This window comes from Stenotrophomonas maltophilia, from assembly GCF_025642255.1.
Taxonomy (GTDB): domain Bacteria; phylum Pseudomonadota; class Gammaproteobacteria; order Xanthomonadales; family Xanthomonadaceae; genus Stenotrophomonas; species Stenotrophomonas maltophilia_P.
The window spans coordinates 3762205-3779832 of the sequence record NZ_CP106759.1; the positions used below are offsets into that span (position 1 = coordinate 3762205).

Sequence of the window (17628 nt, forward strand, 5' to 3'; positions counted from 1 at the left end):
GGCACCGGTCCTAGCGCCCGTCCCATCCGTCATGCAGGAAACGTGATGTGGCACAGGTATGCTTTGCGCATTGCCCACCGGGCCCCGCCCGTCCAGCCCTCTTGGAGTCCTTGAATGTCACGTGTTTGGAAGATCGTGCTGCTGGTCGTGGCGGTACTGGTGCTGGCCGTGGTGGGCCTGCGCGTGCTGGGCGGTGGCAAGGACAAGGCCGGCAGGCCCGGCGTCGCCGCCGGCCAAGGTGGCGATGACGCCGATGCCGCACCGGTACCGGTGACCGTGGTCGACGCCGTGCGCCAGGACGTGCCCGTCTACGCCAGTGCGCTCGGTACGGTCACCGCGATGAATACCGTCACGGTCAGCCCTCAGGTCGGCGGCCAGCTGATGAGCCTGAACTTCCGCGAAGGCCAGGAAGTGAAGCAGGGCGACGTGCTGGCGGTGATCGACCCACGTACCGCCCAGGCCAGCTATGACCAGGCCGCTGCCGCCAAGCGCCAGAACGAGGCGCTGCTGGCGACCGCGCGCTCCAACTACCAGCGCTCCAATGCCCCCGAGTACCGCCAGTACGTCGCCAAGACCGATCTGGATACACAACGCAACCAGGTGGCACAGTACGAAAGCGCAGTGGCCGCCAACGAGGCGAGCATGCGCTCGGCGCAGGTGCAGCTGCAGTACACCAAGGTCACTGCGCCGATCTCGGGCATCGCCGGCATCCGTGCAGTCGATGCCGGCAACGTGGTCAACGCGGGCACCGCCCTGGTCACCCTGACCCAGATCCACCCGATCCACGTGCTGTTCAACCTGCCCGAACGCCAGCTCGGCGATGTGCGCCAGGCACAGGCGGCCGGCAGCGTTCCGGTGGCTGCGCTGGACCGTGCCGATTCGCACGTGCTGTCCGGCGACGGCAAGCTCGATGTGGTCGACAACCTGATCAGCGCCGACAGCGGCACCTTCAAGGCACGCGCGGTGTTCGACAATGCGGACAACGGCCTGTGGCCGGGCCAGTTCGTCAATGTGCGCATGCAGCTGCGCACCATCGGCGGCGGCGTGGTGATTCCTACCCAGGCCGTGCTGCGTGGCCCGGACGGCGAGTATGTCTACGTCGTGCAGGGCGACAACACGGTGAAGATGCAGACCGTGCGCAGCGGCGTGGAAGTGGGCGACAGCCACGTGCAGATCGCCGAGGGCCTGAAGGGCGGCGAGCGGGTGGTCAGTGAAGGCCAGTTCCGCCTGAAGCCCGGGAGCAAGGTCACGGCCCTGAAGCCCGGTGAGACCCCGGCTGCACCCACCGAGGCCGAATTGAAGGCCGCCGAACAGAAGAGTGGCGGCGCAGGCCGCCGCGGTGGTGGCCCGCGCTGAGCGCAGGCCACCGATTCCTTTCGCGCCGGCATCGACGCCGGCGCTGCCATTGAAGCGCCAGCAAGGATCAGTCCGTGGGTTTTTCGACGATCTTCATCCGCCGCCCGATCGCCACCTCGCTGCTGATGGCGGGCCTGTTGCTGCTGGGCATTCTCGGTTATCGCAAGCTGCCGGTGTCGGCACTGCCGGAAATCGATGCGCCCAGCCTGGTGGTCACCACCCAGTACCCGGGTGCCAATGCCACCACGATGGCCTCGCTGGTCACCACCCCGCTGGAGCGGCAGTTCGGCCAGATCTCCGGCCTGGACCTGATGACGTCCGATTCGTCGGCCGGGCTGTCGACGATCATCCTGCAGTTCTCGATGGACCGCGACATCGATATCGCCGCGCAGGACGTGCAGGCGGCGATCCGCCAGGCCACCCTGCCCTCGTCGCTGCCCTACCAGCCGGTCTACAACCGGGTGAACCCCGCCGATGCGGCCATCGTCACCCTGAAGCTCACCTCGGACACGCGCCCGCTGCGGGAGGTCAACAACTACGCCGATTCGATCCTGGCCCAGCGCCTGTCGCAGGTGCAGGGCGTGGGCCTGGTGTCGATCGCCGGCAATGTCCGCCCGGCGGTGCGCATCCAGGTCAATCCGGCGCAGCTGTCGAACATGGGCCTGACCCTGGAAGAACTGCGCAGCGCGCTCACCCAGGCCAACGTCAATGCGCCGAAGGGCTCGCTGAACGGCAAGACGCAGTCCTACAGCATCGGCACCAATGACCAGCTGTCCAGTGCCGCCGAATACCGCGACACCATCATCAGCTACAAGAACGGCCGCCCGGTGCGGCTGTCGGACGTGGCCGCGGTGGTGGACGGCGTGGAGAACGACCAGCTTGCCGCATGGGCCGACGGCAAGCCGGCTGTCCTTCTCGAAGTGCGCCGCCAGCCGGGCGCCAACATCGTGCAGACCGTCGAGCGCATCCGCGCGATCCTGCCGCAGTTGCAGGGCGTGCTGCCGGCCGACGTGCATCTGGAGATCTTCAACGACCGTACCGAGACCATCCGCGCCTCCGTGCACGAAGTGCAGTTCACCCTGGTACTGACCATCGGCCTGGTCGTGGCGGTGATCTTCGTGTTCCTGCGCCGCCTGTGGGCCACGATCATTCCTTCGGTGGCGGTACCGTTGTCGCTGGCCGGCACGTTCGCGGTGATGGCGTTCACCGGCATGTCGCTGGACAACCTTTCGCTGATGGCACTGGTGGTCGCCACCGGCTTCGTTGTCGACGATGCCATCGTCATGATCGAGAACATCGTCCGTTACATCGAGCAGGGCAAGAGCGGCAAGGAAGCGGCCGAGATCGGTGCGCGCCAGATCGGCTTCACCGTGCTGTCGCTGACGGTATCGCTGGTGGCAGTGTTCCTGCCGCTGCTGCTGATGCCCGGCGTCACCGGCCGCCTGTTCCATGAGTTCGCCTGGGTGCTGAGCATCGCGGTCGTGCTGTCGATGCTGATCTCGCTGACGCTCACCCCGATGATGTGCGCCTACCTGCTCAAGCCCGACGCGCTGCCGGAAGGCGAGGACGCGCATGAACGGGCGCACGCGGCCGGCAAGCAGACCGTGTGGAGCCGCACCGTCGGCCTGTATGAGCGCAGCCTGGACTGGGTGCTGGACCACCAGCGCCTGACCCTGGCCGTGGCCGGCGGCGCCCTTGTGCTGACCGTTCTGCTGTACGTGCTGATTCCCAAGGGCCTGCTGCCCGAGCAGGACACCGGCCTGATCACCGGCGTGGTGCAGGCCGACCAGAACATCGCGTTCCCGCAGATGGAGCAGCGCACCCGGCAGGTGGCCGAAGCGCTGCGCAAGGATCCGGATGTGACTGGCGTGTCGGCTTTCATCGGCGCTGGCAGCATGAACCCCACGCTCAACCAGGGCCAGTTGTCGATCGTGCTGAAGAAGCGCAGCCAGCGTGATGGGCTGGACCGGATCCTGCCGCGCCTGCAGGAGGCCGTCGCCGGGATTCCCGGCGTAGCGTTGTATCTGAAGCCGGTGCAGGACGTCACCCTCGACACCCGCGTGGCCGCGACCGAGTACCAGTACTCCCTGTCGGACGTGGACGCGGCCACCGTCGCCACCCAGGCCACGCGCCTGACCGAGGCCCTGCGCCAGCGGCCGGAGCTGGCCGACGTGGACAACAACCTGTCCAACCAGGGCCGTGCCCTGCAGCTGACGATCGATCGTGACAAGGCCAGCGTGCTGGGCGTGCCGATGCAGACCATCGACGACACGCTCTACGATGCGTTCGGCCAGCGCCAGATCTCGACCATCTTCACCGAGCTCAACCAGTACCGCGTGGTGCTGGAAGTGGCACCGGAGTTCCGCACCAGCACCGCGCTGATGGAGCAGCTGGCGGTGGCCTCCAACGGTGCTGGCGCGCTGACCGGCACCAACGCCACCAGCTTCGGCCAGGTCACCTCCTCCAACTCCTCCACGGCCACCGGCATCGGCGCGCAGAACACCGGCATCACGGTCGGTGCCGGCAACATCATTCCGTTGTCGGCGCTGGCCGAAGGCCAGGTGACCAGCGCGCCGCTGGTGGTCAGCCACCAGCAGCAGCTGCCGGCCGTGACCGTCTCGTTCAACGTCGCGCCGGGCTATTCGCTGTCCGAAGCGGTACGCGCGATCCAGGAGACCAAGGACAGTCTGGACATGCCCGCGCACCTGCATGCCGAGTTCATCGGCAAGGCCGCCGAGTTCACCGGCAGCCAGACCGATGTGGTGTGGCTGCTGCTGGCCTCGCTGGTGGTCATCTACATCGTGCTGGGCGTGCTGTACGAGAGCTACATCCATCCGATCACGATCATCTCGACCCTCCCGCCGGCAGGCGTCGGCGCGCTGCTGGCGCTGATGCTGTGTGGCCTGAGCCTGTCGGTGGACGGCATCGTCGGCATCGTGCTGCTGATCGGCATCGTCAAGAAGAACGGCATCATGATGGTGGACTTCGCGATCGAAGCACGCCGCGCCGGTGCCAACGCGCATGAAGCGATCCGCCGCGCCTGCCTGCTGCGCTTCCGCCCGATCATGATGACCACGGCTGCGGCCATGCTCGGTGCGCTGCCACTCGCGCTGGGTACCGGCATCGGCTCGGAACTGCGCCGTCCGCTGGGCATCGCCATCGTCGGCGGCCTGCTGCTCTCGCAGCTGGTGACGCTGTACACCACGCCGGTGATCTACCTGTACATGGAGCGCTTCTCCGAGTGGCTGGCGCGCCGCCGCGAGCAGCGCGCACTGCGCGAGGGCACGCTGCAGGAGCCGCAGGCATGACCCCTGCCCCGCTGCTGCGGGGGGCCGCGCGATGAACCTGTCCGGCCCCTTCATCCGCCGCCCGATCGGTACCGCCCTGCTGGCCATCGGCCTGTTCATGGTGGGTCTGATCTGCTACCTGAGGCTGGGTGTATCGGCACTGCCGAACATCCAGATTCCGGTGATCTTCGTGCATGCCAGCCAGGCCGGTGCCGACGCGGCGACGATGGCCTCCACGGTCACCGCACCACTGGAGCGTCATCTGGGCCAGCTGCCGGGCATCGATCGCATGCGCTCGTCGAGCTCGGAAGGCAGCTCGCTGGTGTTCATGATCTTCCAGAGCGACCGTGACATCGATTCGGCGGCGCTGGACGTGCAGACCGCGATCAATTCCGCGCAGGCCGATCTGCCCTCGGGCATGGGCTCGCCGATGTACCAGAAGGCGAATCCGAACGACGACCCGGTGATCGCCATCGCACTGACCTCGCAGACGCAGTCGGCCGATGAGCTGTACAACGTGGCCGACTCGCTGCTGGCCCAGCGCATCCGCCAGATCAGCGGCGTGGCCTCGGTGGACATCGCCGGCGCGTCGACGCCGGCAGTGCGCGTGGACGTCAACCTGCGGCTGATGAACGCGCTGGGCCTGACCGCCGACGACCTGCGCAACGCGGTGCGCGCGGCCAATGTGACCTCGCCGACCGGCTTCCTCAGCGATGGCAACTCCACCACCGCGATCATTACCAACGATTCGGTGGCCCGCGCTGCGGACTTCGCCAACCTGGTGGTGAAGACCGAAGGCGACGGCCGGGTGATCCGCCTGAAGGACGTCGCCAACGTCTACGACGGCCAGCAGGACGCCTACCAGGCGGCATGGTTCGACCACAAGCCCGCGGTGGTCATGTATGTGTTCACCCGCGCCGGCGCCAACATCGTGGAGACCGTCGACCGGGTGAAGGCGCAGATCCCGACGCTGCGTGACTACCTGCAGCCGGGAACCACGATGACGCCATACTTCGACCGCACGCCGACGATCCGCTCGTCGCTGCACGAAGTGCAGATCACCTTGCTGATCAGCCTGGCGATGGTGGTGCTGACCATGGCGCTGTTCCTGCGCCGGCTCGCCCCGACCCTGATCGCGGCCGTGACGGTGCCGCTGTCGCTGGCCGGCGCCGCACTGGTGATGTATGCGCTGGGCTTCACCCTGAACAACCTGAGCCTGCTGGCGCTGGTGATCGCGATCGGCTTCGTGGTGGACGATGCGATCGTGGTGATCGAGAACATCATGCGCCACCTCGACGAAGGCATGCCGCGCCTGCAGGCAGCGTTCACCGGCGCACGCGAGATCGGCTTCACGATCGTCTCGATTACCGCCTCGCTGGTTGCGGTGTTCATCCCGCTGCTGTTCGCCAGCGGCATGATGGGCGCGTTCTTCCGTGAGTTCACCGTCACCCTGGTGGCGGCGATCGTGGTCTCGATGATCGTCTCGCTGACGCTGACGCCGGCGCTGTGCAGCCGGTTCCTCAGTGCGCACGACCATCGCGCGGCACCCTCGCGCCTGGGCCGCTGGCTGGACGCCGGCCACGAACGCATGCTGCGCATCTACACGGTGTTCCTCGATTTCTCCCTGCGCCACGCGTTGCTGCTCTCGCTCACGCCGCTGATCCTGATCGGCGTGACCGTCTTCCTGTTCGGCGCGGTGAAGAAGGGAGCCTTCCCGCCACAGGACACCGGGCTCATCTGGGGCCGCGCCAACTCCAGCGCGACCGTGTCCTTCGAGGACATGGTCAACCGCCAGCGCCGCATCACCGACATGCTGATGGCCGACCCGGCGGTGAAGACCGTCGGCGTGCGCCTGGGCAGTGGCCGCCAGGGTTCCAGCGCGCAGTTCAATGTCGAACTGAAGTCACGCAAGGAAGGCCGCCGCGAGACCACCGCGCATGCACTGGCGCGACTGAGCGCCAAGGCCGACCGCTATCCCGACCTGCAGCTGCGGCTGCGCGCCATCCAGGATCTGCCCAGCAACGACGGCGGCGGCTCCAGCCAGGGCGCGCAGTACCGCATCTCGCTGCAGGGCAACGATCTGGCGGCGCTGCAGGAGTGGTTGCCGAAGCTGCAGGCGGAACTGAAGAAGAACCCCAAGCTGCGCGATGTCGGCACCGACGTGGACAACGCCGGCCTGCGCCAGAACATCGTGATCGACCGCGCCAAGGCCGCGCGACTGGGCGTCTCGGTCGGTGCCATCGACGGTGCGCTGTACGGTGCATTCGGCCAGCGCCAGATCTCGACGATCTACTCGGACATCAACCAGTACAGCGTCGTGGTCAATGCCCTGCCTTCGCAGACGGCGACCCCCACCGCACTGGACGAGGTCCATGTGCGCGCAGGCAATGGCGAGATGGTGCCGATCACTGCGGTGGCCACCCAGGTATCGGGGCTGGCGCCTTCGCAGATCACGCATGAGAACCAGTACACGACGATGGACCTGAGCTACAACCTCGCCCCCGGCGTCAGCATGGGCGAGGCAAAGGCGATCATCGATGCGACCGTGGCCGGCATGCGCATGCCGGGCGACATCCGCCTGGCCGACGATGCGGGCTTTGGCTTCAATTCCGATCCCAGCGACATGCTGATCCTGGTATTGGCGGCGATCCTGACCGTGTACCTGGTGCTGGGCATGCTGTACGAAAGCCTGATCCATCCGGTGACGATCCTGTCCACGCTGCCGGCGGCAGGCGTAGGCGCGCTGCTGGCCCTGTTCGGTACCAACACCGAGCTGTCGGTCATCTCGATGATCGCGCTGGTGCTGCTGATCGGCATCGTCAAGAAGAACGCGATCATGATGATCGACTTCGCGCTGGTGGCGCAGCGCGAGCACGGACTGACCCCGCGCGAGGCCGCACGCGAGGCCAGCATCGTCCGCTTCCGGCCGATCATGATGACCACGATGGTGGCCATCCTGGCTGCGGTTCCGCTGGCAATCGGCCTGGGCGAAGGGTCGGAGCTGCGCCGGCCGCTGGGCATCGCGATGATCGGTGGCCTGCTGTTCTCGCAGAGTCTGACCCTGCTCAGCACGCCGGCCCTGTACGTGATCTTCTCCTGCCTGGCCGAGCGTTGGCGGGCGCGGCGCGCGCGCAGGCGCGAGGCGAAACTGCTCAAGCGCGCGCAGCGCGCCTAGCCTCGGTAGCGCCGGGCCACGCCCGGCGCGCCGCTACCACCCGGGCGACGCTCACGGTTTGACGCGCTGTAACGAAAAGAGAACAATTCGCAACCAGCCATGGTCCTGCGCCCCTGCGGCGCCCCGCTCCCAGTTCACGGACAGCCTGCGTGATCCCAGCCACTGCCTCTTCCCCCAACCATGGGTGGATGGCCTGTGGCCGTCCGCCGAGGAATCCGATCGATGCCTTCGTTCCGCACCCCGCGCCTGGCCCTGCTGGCCGCCGCCCTGTCCACCGCCTGCGCAGCCCATGCGCAAGCCCCGGCTGATGCCCGCAGCGCCACCGACCTGGACGCCATCAAGGTGGTCGGCGAACGCACCCACACCGAAGCCGGCGCGCTGGGTGACCGTGCCCTGCGCGATACCCCGTTCGCCATTACTGCGGTCGGCCGCGAACAGCTCGAGCAGCGCCAGGTCGTATCGCTGGGCGAAGCCTTCCTGTTCGATCCATCGGTCACCACCCAGGTAAGCGCCTACGCCAGCGGCTGGAGCTCGCCCATCCGCAACCGCGGCATCGATCTGAACTACGACAGCTACCGCGTGAACGGTCTGCAGGTGTCCTCGTGGGGCACCGAATGGCCGCTGGAAGTGATGGAACAGGTGGACCTGCTGAAGGGCCCCGGCGGCTTCCTGTACGGCTTCGGCGCGCCCGGCGGCATCGTCAACTACATCACCAAGAAGCCGACCGATACCCGCACCTTCTCGGCGCAGCTGGGCTGGCGCGAACAGGCCATCATCAGTGGTGGTGTCGATGCCGGTGGCCGCTTCGGCAACGAAGATATGTTCGGCTATCGCTTCAACGCGTATCAGGAGAAGGGCGAAACCTTCAACGGTGGCCATGTCGACCGCAAGGTCGGCGCGCTGTCGCTGGACGCGCGCCTGAGCGATGCGCTCACCTGGACCTTCGACGGCGTGTTCCAGTCGCGCGACCTGAGCGAAGAGTCGCCGCAGTACTACTTCATCGGCATGACCTCGCTGCCGCGGCCGATTGCCGGCGACGTCGACAACAGCGTGCCGGGCACCTACTACGATACCCGTTCCAGCCTGCTGTCCACGGCGTTCACCTGGCAGATCAACAGCGGCTGGAAGGCCAGCCTGAGCTACGGCGTCACCACCTCCTGGAACGACGTCAACAAGATCTTCGCCTACATCGACGATCCGAACGGCGACTACAACGTGAATGTGTATGAGCTGGGCGGCAAGAGCCAATGGAAACTGGCGCAGGCGCTGGTGCAGGGCGGCTTCCGCACCGGCCCGCTGCAGCACCAGCTGGTGGCCGGCGTCAGCCACCAGACCGGGCTGGGCTGGGACCGCCCCTACGAGTGGAACACCATTGGTCGCGCCAACCTGTACCAGCGTTCGGCCATCCGCCACGACGCGGTGGGTTCGCGGGTGATGACCCGCGGCGATGAAACCGTGCAGCAGGCCGTATTCGCCAGCGATACCGTGGACTTCGGCGGGGGCTGGTCGGTGCTGGCCGGCTGGCGCTACAACGACTTCGAGACCAAGGGCCGTTACCACACCTACCCGGTCACCCCGACCTATGCGGTGATGTTCAAGCCCAGCGAGGCCGTGACCCTGTACGCCAGCTACATTGAATCGCTGGAAGCCGGCAGCCGCGTGGGCAACCCCTACATCAACGCCGGTGATGTGCTGGGTCCGACCATCAGCAAGCAGTACGAGGTCGGCGCCAAGGTAGAAGCCTCGCGCTGGAATGCGAACGTGGCCGCATTCCGCCTGGAACGCGGTGCCAACATCGACCAGCCCACCGACGCCGGCCTGCGCCTGGTGCAGGATGGCATCACCCTGTACGAAGGCGTGGAAGCCAGCGCCGACCTGCACCTGACCGATGCGCTGACCGTGGGTGGCGGCGTGACCTGGCTGGACCCGACCTACGACAGGCTGTCGCCCGACAATGCCGCGCAGGAAGGCAACCGCACCGTCGGCGCCGCGCGCTGGAGCGGTGTGCTGCATGCCAGCTACCAGCTGCCGTGGGTCGATGGACTGGAAACCTATGCTGCCGTGCGCTACTACGGCGATGTCTGGTACGACGCCGACAATACCCTGAAGCTGCCCGACTACACCCTGGTCAATGCCGGTGTGGGCTACCGCCTGATGGCGTCGGGGCACCCGGTCACCCTGCGCGCCAGCGTGGAGAACCTGGCCAATCGCAGGTACTGGTCGAACGCGGGCGTCGGCCTGCCGCGCACCTTCGCGGTGAGCGTGCGCTGGGAGATGTAACCCGGCTTGTGCGGGTGCGGACCGTGGGTCCGCACATTGAACACCGCACCCACGCGCACACCGCCATAATGGAGGCAATCCGCCGCCCGAGCCTGCATGTCCGCGTCCCATTCCCGCCTCAGCCGCCTGTGGGCACACGAGAAAGCCAGCTATGGCCTGCGCGTGTTCATCGCCCTGTCGGCTGCGATGGCCGTGTGCTGGCAGCTGGACGCGCTCCCCGCGCTGCCCGGGGCGTTCCTTGGCATCATCGCCAGCGCGATCGCCGAAACCGACGACAACTGGTGGGGCCGCACCAAGGCGGTGCTGCTGTCGCTGCTGTGCTTCTGCATCGCCGCCGCCTCGGTGATCGCGCTGTTCCCGTGGCCGTGGCTGTTCATCGGCGCACTGGCGTTGTCCACCTTCGGCCTGACCCTGCTGGGTGCTCTGGGCGAACGCTACGCCTCCATCGCCCAGGCCACGGTCACCCTGGCCATCTACACCATGATCGGGCTGGAACAGCATGGCGGCGCCGGAGATCTGCCACGTGCGTTGCATGCGGTCAGCCACCTGCTGGCCGGTGCAGTCTGGTATGGCCTGCTGTCCATCGTCTGGACCGCGCTGTTCGCCAACCGCCCGGTGCGCGAACGCGTGGCCCGTCTTTACCAGGAACTGGGCCGCTACCTGCAGCTGAAAGCCGCCTTGTTCGAGCCGGTGCGTGAGGCCGACCTGCAGCGCCGCCAGCTGGACCTGGCCGAACAGAACCGGCGTGTGGTGGGAGCCCTGAACGAAGCAAAGACGGCGATCCTTGCGCGCTTCGGCCGTTCCGGCCGGCCCGGGGTCAACTCCGGCCTGTACCTGCGCCTGTACTACATGGCGCAGGATTTCCACGAGCGCGCCAGCTCCTCGCACTATCCCTATGGCGCACTGGTGGATGCGTTCTTCCACAGCGACGTGCTGTACCGCTGCCAGCGCCTGCTCGATCTGCAGGGGCAGGCCTGCGCGCGTCTGGGCGAAGCCATCCGCCTGCGCCGCCCGTTCGTGTATGGCGAGAGCAACCAGCAGGCCGGACGCGACCTCGCCGACGCGCTGGCCTACCTGCGCGACCAGCAGCGTCCGCAATGGCAGCGCCTGCTCGGTTCGCTGGATCTGCTGGTGCACAACCTGCGCAGCATCGAGCGCCGGCTGCTCGACGCCGAACGCTCCGAGGCCAGCCTGGACAATGTCGACACGCGCCTGCGTGACAGCAACCCGCACACCCTGCGCGAGATGGGGGTACGGCTGCGCCAGCAGCTCACGCCCGGCTCGGTGCTGTTCCGCCATGGCCTGCGCATGGCGCTGGCGCTGATCGCCGGCTTCCTGGCGATCCGCCTGTTCAATGCCCAGAACGGTTCATGGGTGCTGTTGACCATCGTCTTCGTGTGCCGGCCGAACTTCGGCGCCACGCGCCAGCGCTTGGCACAGCGCATCGTCGGCACCCTGGCCGGCCTGGTATTGACCTGGGCCCTGCTGCAGCTGTTCCCACAGCTGCACGTGCAGCTGCTGATCGCCTTGCTGTCGGCGCTGCTGTTCTTCTTCACCCGCACCGATCGCTACCTGGTGGCCTCGGCCGCGATCACGGTGATGGCGCTGACCTGCTTCAACCTGATCGGCGATGGCTTCGTGCTGATCGTGCCGCGCATGGTGGACACGATCCTGGGCTGTGCGATCGCTGCGGCGGCCGCCTTCCTGATCCTGCCGGACTGGCAGGGACGCCAGCTGCATCGGGTGCTGTCACGGGTACTGGATACCGCCGCGCGTTACCTGGATGCGGTGCTGGGCCAGTACCGCAGTGGCATGCACGACGACCTGGCCTACCGTATCGCCCGCCGCGACATGCACAACGCCGATGCGGCGCTGTCCACTGCACTGTCGAACATGCTGCGCGAGCCCGGCCATGTACGCCGCAACCTGGATGCCGGCTTCCACTTCCTGGCGTTGTCCAACACCCTGCTCGGTCATCTGTCGGCACTGGGTGCCCACCGCGACCAGGTCGACAGCTACGCCGGCGACCCGCTGGCACTGGCCGCCGGCGACCGGGTGCGCAAGGCGCTGCAGCAGCTGGCCGGCGCGCTGGCCGCACGGCAGGCGGTCGCGGAGGATGACAATGATGCCGACCGCGCAGTCGCCGCGGAGCTGGAGCAGATCGAGGACGTGATGCCACCGAAGCTGCAGTTGATCCGCACCCAGATGGCATTGGTGCTGCGCCTGCTGCCGAAGCTGCGTGCCGCCGCCAACGAGGCCGTACGCAGCCTGACCTGACCGCCACCCGGCAGCACTGGATCCGGGCCCGGCCGGCGGGCAGGAATGCTAGGCTGCGCCGGTCAAGGAGATTCCATGTCCGGTCACAACCAGTTCGCCCTGCTGCGCCAGCGCCGCTTCCTGCCGTTCTTCATCGTGCAGGCGCTGGGCGCTTTCAACGACAACGTATACCGGCAGGCCATCATCGGCCTGCTGTTCTACCTGGGCGTGTCCGAAGAGCAGCGTTCGCTGTACACCACGCTGGCGCCGGCGATCTTCATTCTTCCCTATTTCCTGTTCTCGGCATTGGCCGGGCAGATCGCCGACAAACTGGAGAAGTCGCGGCTGATCGTGATCACCACCACGATGGAGATCGTGATCATGTCGCTGGCAGCGATCGGCTTCCTCACCGAGAACCTGCCGTTCCTGCTGGTGGCGCTGTTCTGCACCGGCATGCAGTCGACCCTGTTCGGTCCGGTGAAATACTCGGTGCTGCCCTCGGTACTCAAACCCGAGGAGCTGACCGGTGGCAACGGGTTGGTGGAGATGGGCACATCGATCTCGATCCTGTCAGGGATGATCATCGGCGGCGCCGTGTTCCTGCTGGCGGGCAGCCACGGGCCCGTGTTCGCGGCATCGCTGGTCATCGCCCTGGCGGTCTGCGGCAACATCGCGGCGCGATTGATTCCCAGGGTCGATGCCGGCGACCCGGGCCTGAAGATCAACTGGAACCCATTGCCGGAGTCGCTGGTGGTGCTGCGCATGGCACGCCAGCAGAAGGCGGTGCGCAACGCGATCCTGGGCGTGTCCTGGTTCTGGTTCGTCGGCACCGTGCTGACCTCGCAGCTGCCGAATTATGCGCTGGCCAACCTGGGCGGCGAACCCAAGCTGTACCTGCTGGCACTGGCGCTGTTTTCCATCGGCACCGGCGTTGGCTCGCTGCTGTGCGAGAGGCTGTCGGCGCGCACAGTGGAGATCGGCCTGGTGCCGCTGGGCGCGTTCGGCATGACCGCGTTCCTGCTCGATCTCTACTTCGCCCGCAGCGGCGAGGCCACCGTGCAGGGGCTGAGCATCACCCAGTTCCTGCAGCAGCCCGGCAGCGTGCGCATCGTCATCGACCTTGTCGGAATCGGCCTGTTCACCGGCATCTTCGTCGTTCCGCTGTTCGCCCTGATCCAGAGCCGCACGCCGAAGGCGCAGATGTCACGCGTGTTCGCCGCGTTGAACATCCAGAACTCCGGTTTCATCGTGTCCGCCGCACTGCTGTCGCTGGCCGCGCGCGAACTGCTGCACTGGAGCATCCCGCAGCTGTTCCTGGCGCTGGCGATCGCCAATGCCGTGGTGGCGATCTACATCTTCACCATCGTCCCCGAATTCCTGATGCGCTTCCTGAGCTGGGTGATGGTGCGCACCCTGTACCGGCTGCGCCCGCATGGCATCGAAGCCAATGTGCCGGATGAAGGCGCAGCACTGATCGTCTGCAATCATGTCAGCTACATGGATGCACTGATCCTGTCGGCGACGATTCCGCGCCCCGTACGCTTCGTCATGTACTACAGGATCTTCAACATCCCGGTGATGCGCTGGATCTTCCGCACCGCCAAGGCCATCCCGATTGCCGGGGCTCGCGAGGACGAGGCCTTGATGCAGCGCGCGTTCGAGGAGATCGATGCGGCGCTGGCCGAGGGTGAGCTGGTCTGCATCTTCCCGGAGGGAGCACTCACCCGCGATGGGCAGATGGCGCCGTTCAAGTCCGGCGTCGAGAAGATCCTCGAACGCCGGCCGGTGCCGGTGGTGCCGATGGCCCTGCGCGGGATGTGGTCGAGCATGTGGAGCCGGCGCGACAGCCGGCTTGGCCGCATGCGGGTTCCGCGCCGCTTCCGCGCCACCGTCGAGGTGGTGGCGGCGCCTGCCATCGATGGTCGCAGCACCGACGCGCCGGCACTGGAAGCCCAGGTCCGCGCCCTTCGCGGCGATCACGCCTGACGCAATCCCCCCGTTCGCGCGTAGCCGGCCCCCGCCCCACATACGCCAGCGTCAAGCGCCATGCCCGTCATTGCCGGGCTGAAAACGCATACATGCGACGCAGGTTGCGGTAGATTACGCACCCACAGGGGGGAGGTCCGGCCCGTTCACAACGGTCGGCCACCAAGGAATGGAGTCTCACGTTGAATCAACCGCCACCACTCGGCCGTCCGGTCTACATCCCCAACCATCTGGTGTGGGCGATCCTGACGACGCTGTTCTGCTGCCTGCCGTTGGGCGTGGTGTCGATCGTGTATGCCGCCCAGGTCGATGGCCGCCGCGCGGCCGGCGATCTGGCGGGAGCCTATAGCGCGTCACGCAAGGCGGGCTGGTGGGCGGCGGCTTCGGCCGCGGCCCTGCCGGTCCTGTTGCTGTTGTGGTTCGGGCTCTTCGGCGGCCTGGCCGCACTGGGCGCTCTTTCCGACCATTGATCCACCACCACCCATCAAGGAGCTTGAATCATGAACACCGCTACTCCGCAGGTCCCGAACAACCTGGTCTGGGCGATCCTGAGCACCCTGCTCTGCTGCCTGCCGGTCGGCATCGTGTCGATCGTCTATGCGGCACAGGTCAACGGCAAGCTGGCCGCTGGCGATATCGCCGGTGCACAGGACTCGTCCGCCAAGGCCAAGAAGTGGGCCATCTGGTCGGCCATCGCCTGGGTCATCATGGTCGTGCTGTATGTGCTGTTCTTCGTCGTGCTCGGTGGCATCGGCGCGATGAGCAACGGCAGCTACTGAGGCCTGCGGACGGATCCGGCCGCGTCCGCGCCGGATCCGTCCTCGCCTGATGGTGTCCGCTCTTCCTTCCCGGCTCGCCCGCTGGGCACCCTTGCTGGCCTCCACCGGCCTGGCCGCAGGCGCGGCCGTGGTGCTGCGCAACGTCGATCCCTACGTGGCCGGCAATCCCCTGCCGGGCTGCCCGCTGTACGCACTCACCGGCCTGTATTGCCCCGGCTGCGGCAGCACGCGCTGCCTTTACTCGCTGGTCCATTTCGATCTGGCCGGCGCGATGGCGATGAACCCGCTGCTGGTCATCAGCCTGCCCCTGCTGCTGCTGATGCTGCTGAACATCGCCGGCATCCGCCCGCGTGTGCTTGATCCGCTGATGCGGATTCTGGCCAATCCCATGTTCTGGCTGTGGCTGCTGCCCGGTTACGCACTGCTGCGCAACCTGCCGTGGGCACCGTTCACCGCACTGGCGCCGGTCTAGATTCCCACTTCGCGTCCAGGCGCGTCGCGACGCGTGCTGCGGTCAGGCCGCACGCGCCTGGCCAGCGGCTACGTCACCCAGCCGGCGATCACCAGCACGGCCAGCACCGCCAGCCACAGCAGCAGCATCCGCCAGACCAGACTCATGGCATCGCGCAGGTCGGGCAGACGTTGCCAGACCGGCAGCAGGCCCGCCTCGGTGTAGTCATGCGCGTCCTCGCGCAGCTCGGCATTGACGCTGGCCCGCGCCACCGCACCCAGGAATCCGATGCCTCCGACCAGGCGCTCGCCATGCGCTTGCCGCCATGCCTTCCACGCCGTGTCGAAGTTGCCGACCAGTGCCATCGAGAACGCCATCAACTGTGCCACCGGCCATTCGATCCAGCCCAGCAAGCGCTGGGCCACTGCCAGCGGTTCCACCGGTACGCGTGCACGCATCGGGCTTTCGGACATCAGCGCCAGCAGGCGATAGCCCAGCGCGCCCACCGGGCCCAGCAGCAGGAACCAGAACAGCACCGCAAACCAGCGGCGCAGCGCATTGAGTACGGTCGCCTCCACCAGCGAGGGTACATCCTCGCGCAGGCTGCCACCGGCCGCCTGCAGATGGCGCACGGCCGCCTGCCGGGTCGGTGCGTCATCGGCATCGATGATCGCTTCGATGTCGCGGTCCAGGTCGCGCGGCCCCCAGCACCAGGCCAGAACCGCCACGCCCAGCAGCAACGCGGGCAGCCCGAACAGCACGCCGCGCAGCAGCCAGGCCAGCAGCGCCATCAACACCAGCGGCGGCAGCAGCGCCAGTACCACGCCCATGGGGCCCTGCCAGGCCTTGCCGCCGTGCGCATCCAGCCAGCCCAGCCAGCGCCGGAAGCTGTCAAAGCGGCGCAGCGAGGCGGCAGCGGCCGGGGCGACATGGCCCAGGGCCAGTGCAACCAGCACGGCAGCCAGAGTGGTGAACATGGCAGGTCTCCCTACGAAACAAGGCGCTCGGCGTCGCTACCTTACCCGTCGCGACGCCGCCATCAGCGGTCTGCCGCACTGTAACCCGGGCCGTGTTCAGGTGGCGGCAATGGTCGCCGCCGTTCTGACAGGCCGGTGCGTTCTTCAACCCCGCTGTTGGCGATACCAGTGCTCGATCAGCCCCCGCGAAATCGAGATCGGCGGCGACAGGCGGATGCCCTGGCCATCATCTTCGACATCACGTGCCAGCGCCGCGCCCACCTCGTCGGCACTGAACCAGCGCGCATCCTCCAGTTCGCCATCCACGGTCGGCACATCGTCCTGCGCCTGCGCACGGAACCCCACCATCAGCGCGCCCGGGAACGGCCAGGGCTGTGAACCGAGATACTGGCAGGCAGTGATGCGCACCCGGCTCTCCTCGTGCACTTCCCGCACCACGGTCTGTTCGAAGGTCTCGCCTGGTTCGACGAAACCCGCCAGTACCGAATAGCGGCGCGGCGCCCAGTTGGACTGCCGCCCCAGCAGCAACCGGCCCTGGTTTTCCACCGCGACGATCACCGCCGGGTCCACCCGGGGATAGTGTTCGATCGCGCACTGCCCGCAGCGGCCAACGAAGCCACCGCGGGCAAAGGCCACCGCCCCCCCGCAGACTCCGCAGAAGCGCGTGCGCGAATGCCAGTAGGACATGCCGCGCGCGTAGCTGAAAGCGGTCGCATCGGCCACCGGCCACAGCAGTGCCGCCTGGCGCAGGTCGAGCCGGCCAGGCGCAGTGACGGCAACCGCGGACGCTTCCACCGAGAACCAGGCCTGCTCACCCCGCAGACCCAGGAAGATCGCGGCACCGGGGCCGCCCCCGATGTCGGCGCCGGTCAGCGCCAGTGGCTGGTCATCAGCACCGGTGAAGGCACTGCCGTCCTGGTCAAGCACGAGAACCCGCGCATCCGGCCACAGGCGTGCCAGCACATCGGCATCTTCGCGCAGGGCATCGGCGCGCTCCAGCGGTTCGCCAATGAAGGCGAAACCGGACAGCGGCGAAAGAATATTGGACATCCAGCAAGCCTGCCGCCATTCGATGCGGGTG

General features: G+C 67.2%; 11 protein-coding genes. 9 read left to right on the forward strand and 2 right to left on the reverse strand.

The window, feature by feature from the left end; all coding sequences use genetic code 11:
- Positions 1-114 precede the first annotated feature (114 nt).
- The 9 genes from N8888_RS17150 (at position 115) to N8888_RS17190 (ending at position 15591) form a co-directional block, all read left to right on the forward strand.
- Complete coding sequence (locus N8888_RS17150; RefSeq protein ID WP_053515617.1) at positions 115-1356, forward strand: efflux RND transporter periplasmic adaptor subunit; 1242 nt, start codon at positions 115-117, stop codon at positions 1354-1356.
- Between the two features lie 74 nt (positions 1357-1430).
- Positions 1431-4664: an efflux RND transporter permease subunit gene (locus N8888_RS17155; RefSeq protein WP_263176086.1), complete on the forward strand. Its 3234-nt coding sequence runs from the start codon at positions 1431-1433 to the stop codon at positions 4662-4664.
- A gap of 31 nt (positions 4665-4695) precedes the next feature.
- Entirely contained in the window at positions 4696-7818 is a 3123-nt protein-coding gene (locus N8888_RS17160) for an efflux RND transporter permease subunit (protein WP_111186819.1), read from the forward strand.
- A 222-nt stretch (positions 7819-8040) separates the two neighbouring features.
- A complete protein-coding gene (locus N8888_RS17165; RefSeq protein WP_111186820.1) occupies positions 8041-10098 on the forward strand; it encodes a TonB-dependent siderophore receptor in 2058 nt (685 codons plus the stop codon).
- A gap of 96 nt (positions 10099-10194) precedes the next feature.
- On the forward strand, positions 10195-12375 hold the full coding sequence (gene yccS, locus N8888_RS17170; protein WP_065174388.1) for a YccS family putative transporter: 2181 nt from the start codon (positions 10195-10197) through the stop codon (positions 12373-12375).
- A gap of 75 nt (positions 12376-12450) precedes the next feature.
- Positions 12451-14340 carry an MFS transporter gene (locus N8888_RS17175; RefSeq protein WP_065181538.1) on the forward strand — a complete coding sequence of 630 codons (1890 nt, stop codon included), beginning with the start codon at positions 12451-12453 and terminating at the stop codon, positions 14338-14340.
- Between the two features lie 182 nt (positions 14341-14522).
- Positions 14523-14810, forward strand: coding sequence for a CD225/dispanin family protein (locus N8888_RS17180; protein ID WP_053515606.1), 288 nt, complete (start codon positions 14523-14525; stop codon positions 14808-14810).
- 30 nt (positions 14811-14840) lie between these two features.
- Positions 14841-15119, forward strand: coding sequence for a CD225/dispanin family protein (locus N8888_RS17185; RefSeq protein WP_065174386.1), 279 nt, complete (start codon positions 14841-14843; stop codon positions 15117-15119).
- Positions 15120-15171: 52 nt separating this feature from the next.
- Positions 15172-15591, forward strand: a complete 420-nt coding sequence (locus tag N8888_RS17190; RefSeq protein WP_263178431.1) for a DUF2752 domain-containing protein — start codon at positions 15172-15174, stop codon at positions 15589-15591.
- Positions 15592-15659: 68 nt separating this feature from the next.
- On the opposite strand, the gene ampE is transcribed toward N8888_RS17190, so the two are convergent.
- A complete protein-coding gene (gene ampE / locus N8888_RS17195; protein WP_263176091.1) occupies positions 15660-16547 on the reverse strand; it encodes a regulatory signaling modulator protein AmpE in 888 nt (295 codons plus the stop codon).
- A 144-nt stretch (positions 16548-16691) separates the two neighbouring features.
- Positions 16692-17597: an NAD(+) diphosphatase gene (gene nudC / locus N8888_RS17200; protein ID WP_263176094.1), complete on the reverse strand. Its 906-nt coding sequence runs from the start codon at positions 17595-17597 to the stop codon at positions 16692-16694.
- Between the last annotated feature and the right edge of the window lie 31 nt (positions 17598-17628).

Excerpts from the sequence above, each read along its gene's own strand:
- N8888_RS17150 (WP_053515617.1), top strand. The coding sequence starts at position 115 with ATGTCACGTGTTTGGAAGATCGTGCTGCTGGTCGTGGCGGTACTGGTG.
- N8888_RS17160 (WP_111186819.1), top strand. The coding sequence starts at position 4,696 with ATGAACCTGTCCGGCCCCTTCATCCGCCGCCCGATCGGTACCGCCCTG.
- N8888_RS17165 (WP_111186820.1), top strand. The coding sequence starts at position 8,041 with ATGCCTTCGTTCCGCACCCCGCGCCTGGCCCTGCTGGCCGCCGCCCTG.
- yccS (WP_065174388.1), top strand. The coding sequence starts at position 10,195 with ATGTCCGCGTCCCATTCCCGCCTCAGCCGCCTGTGGGCACACGAGAAA.
- N8888_RS17175 (WP_065181538.1), top strand. The coding sequence starts at position 12,451 with ATGTCCGGTCACAACCAGTTCGCCCTGCTGCGCCAGCGCCGCTTCCTG.
- N8888_RS17185 (WP_065174386.1), top strand. The coding sequence starts at position 14,841 with ATGAACACCGCTACTCCGCAGGTCCCGAACAACCTGGTCTGGGCGATC.
- ampE (WP_263176091.1), bottom strand. The coding sequence starts at position 16,547 with ATGTTCACCACTCTGGCTGCCGTGCTGGTTGCACTGGCCCTGGGCCAT.
- nudC (WP_263176094.1), bottom strand. The coding sequence starts at position 17,597 with ATGTCCAATATTCTTTCGCCGCTGTCCGGTTTCGCCTTCATTGGCGAA.